General features: G+C 45.4%; 4 protein-coding genes. 3 read left to right on the top strand and 1 reads right to left on the bottom strand.

What is annotated here, in order from left to right; translation table 11 throughout:
• The first annotated feature begins 299 nt into the window (after positions 1–299).
• From F6K20_RS40315 to F6K20_RS34025, 3 genes are read left to right on the top strand one after another with little or no spacing between them, the layout of a single operon-like run.
• Positions 300–590 (top strand): RpnC/YadD family protein, encoded by a 291-nt coding sequence (locus tag F6K20_RS40315; RefSeq protein ID WP_008188651.1) that lies wholly within the window; start codon positions 300–302, stop codon positions 588–590.
• 24 nt (positions 591–614) lie between these two features.
• The gene (locus F6K20_RS34030) at positions 615–1280 is read left to right on the top strand and encodes a hypothetical protein (RefSeq protein ID WP_008188653.1); all 666 of its coding nucleotides are present in this window, start codon (positions 615–617) and stop codon (positions 1278–1280) included.
• A 12-nt stretch (positions 1281–1292) separates the two neighbouring features.
• Positions 1293–1430, top strand: a complete 138-nt coding sequence (locus F6K20_RS34025; protein WP_154659924.1) for a hypothetical protein — start codon at positions 1293–1295, stop codon at positions 1428–1430.
• 316 nt (positions 1431–1746) lie between these two features.
• Here F6K20_RS34025 and F6K20_RS34020 read toward each other — a convergent pair whose 3' ends face one another.
• Complete coding sequence (locus F6K20_RS34020) at positions 1747–2250, bottom strand: hypothetical protein (protein ID WP_287297729.1); 504 nt, start codon at positions 2248–2250, stop codon at positions 1747–1749.
• Positions 2251–2471 lie beyond the last annotated feature (221 nt).

The following is a 2471-nucleotide window of genomic DNA, read 5'->3' as shown; positions in this document are numbered from 1 at the left end:
TCCTACGGCCTCAGCTTCCGCGCTTATGCGATCGCATTACTGATCAGCCTCCTCTGCTAGTGTCCAGTTCAGGTCATGGTTACCAGGAACTAGAACAATTTCCATAAAATTTTAAAATTGTGTACTTAACCTAAGTTATAAATCCTAGAGATTGCTTTCAGTAATTTTAGTATTAATCTCTCCATAGTCTTATATTTTTATATACAAATTTCTACATTTACTACTATGATATAAATAAGATTATTTGTCTCTTTATGATTAGATATTTTTTAGTATTAGTGTAGTATTAAAAGATAGAAATGAACGAACCAATAGCTGACTATGACAATCCTTGTAAAGAAGCATTACAAGCCTATTTTGAGTCATTTTTACAGTTTTGTTTTCCCGAAGTTCACACTCTGATTGATTGGAATCAGACACCCCAATCCCTTGATACAGAGCTACAGCAGATAGTTGGTGCTGCCGAGTCAGGAAAACGGATCGCTGATAAATTATTCCAGGTCTGGCTCTGTGGTGGCAATGAAACTTGGGTGTTGATTCATGTAGAGGTACAAAGCCAAAAAGAATCAACCTTTGCCAAGCGAATGTAGCAATATCATTACAGGGCATTTGACTTGTACGAAAAACCTGTGATTAGCTTAGCGGTATTGGGGGATGAGAATGCGTCTTGGTCTCCATCGTCCTATGAATATGGATTGGGAGGTTGTCGCCTGAGTCTAGAATTTCCCATAGTTAAATTACTCAACTATGAGTCAAGGTGGCAGGTGTTGGAATCGAGTACCAATCCCTTTGCAGTAGTGGTGATGGCTCATTTAAAAACCAAAGCCACCCATAAACAACCGATGGAGCGCAAGCGATGGAAGTGGTACCTGATTCGGATACTTTTTGAACAAGGTTATAGTAAAAACGATATAGTGAAGCTATTCCAATGTATTGACCAGATGATGGCTTTACCGGAACAGTTAGAACAGGAGCTGAATCAAGAACTCGAACGTTATCAGGAGGAAAGACAGATGCCTTTAATTAGTCGAGGGTCAGAAAGGGCAATGAAAAGGGGTCTGGAACAAGGACTTCAACAATCTCGGAAAAGCTTTCAAGGGACAGTAGTTAAAATTTTACAAAAGCGCTTTGAATCGGTATCACCGGAATTGGTGGCAGCGATTAATGGCATAGACGATATCTCTGGGTTGGAACAGTTGATTGATCACTCTCTTGAGAGTAACTCCCTTGAGGAATTTGAGCAGCTATTGGCACAACATCAGGTTAGTCAGGAGAATTGAGCACTATCACAGATGCGATTGGCCGTAGGCCACGCTACGCGATTGACCTTTGGTCACGCGGGGCGCGTTCGCATTTGTGATACCAGGAAACGGGCAAGATGCCCATTCCACATCACTCCCGCCTACTCCCGACTCTCTACAAGTCAATGAAATAATGATCCAAAGCACCAAGTCCGGGACCCTGAGTCTTCTGGTAATCCCTCCGAAACTGAGTCAAATCTTGGTATCCTGCTGCTGACGGTAGCTCGTTCACGCCATCGCTCAGTAACCAGAATTGTCCATCAATAGACCTCTTGCAAAAGTATTTTTCTAATAGTGTTCTTGATGCAGTCGCTCATGGGGGAAACCACGGCAGTCGCTCATGGGGGGAACCCCCAAGACCGCGCTGCCTCCCCAAGACCACTTAGGTGCGCTTTCCGTAGGCGAATTAAATTCGCCACGGGTCGCACCTCTGCATCGCTTTGCGTCAATTCTTGTCCACTGTTCCCAGATCCGCTGTTCCCTGTTCCCGACAACTGCCGCGAAGTCTAAACAATAGTCTTTCAATTTCCGTGGAGTCCAGCAGTACACCATGGCGTTTCACAAAATTCCGTACTAACTCCAGCACCGATGTCTGGTAATATCGCAGTTCCACCAGCACCGGAATTTTTCCTTGTATCCCTTCATCCCCCAACAATCGCACTAAGGCAGTGGATTTGCCTGAACCCGGACGTCCCACCAGTAAGACATGGTCAGCAGCATACTTGCGCAATCCTTCTAGGACAGGTAAGCGCTCAGTTTCTTCCTGATTCTGGTCTGTTTGTAGCTGCTCTAACTTCATGGTTTGCACCATTAGGTTAAAGTTAAACAGCCCAGGAGTCTGTTGCTGCTGCTTGCGCTTGCGGTCTTCGACATCGGTCAGGGTATAAACTTGCCACCATTGGTCGTACTCTTTACGGATTGATGCTAGATCGGGATCCCAAGTGACCATGTTTAGGGTTGAATCGGGTTAAAGGTTAATTGGTTGAAGGTTGAAGGTTGAAGGTTAAAGGTTATGGGGTTTAAGGGAATCGGGAATCGGGAATCGGGAATCGGGAATCGGGAATCGGGAATCGGGAATCGGAAAATGCGATGCGCGCGCATTGAGCCGCTATGCGAGTCACGCGATGAAGCGTTCGCATAGCGTGGCCTACGGCCTCAGCTTCCGCGCTT

This window comes from Moorena sp. SIO2C4 (genome assembly GCF_010672485.1).
In the GTDB taxonomy this organism is placed as follows: Bacteria; Cyanobacteriota; Cyanobacteriia; order Cyanobacteriales; family Coleofasciculaceae; genus Moorena; species Moorena producens.
The sequence above is the reverse complement of the archived record's forward strand: the minus strand, read 5'-3'. Positions and strand labels throughout refer to the sequence as shown.

Bases quoted from the DNA above. Each gene is read 5' to 3' on its own strand.
- F6K20_RS34025 (WP_154659924.1), top strand. From the start codon at position 1,293: ATGCGATTGGCCGTAGGCCACGCTACGCGATTGACCTTTGGTCACGCG.
- F6K20_RS40315 (WP_008188651.1), top strand. From the start codon at position 300: ATGAACGAACCAATAGCTGACTATGACAATCCTTGTAAAGAAGCATTA.
- F6K20_RS34020 (WP_287297729.1), bottom strand. From the start codon at position 2,250: ATGGTCACTTGGGATCCCGATCTAGCATCAATCCGTAAAGAGTACGAC.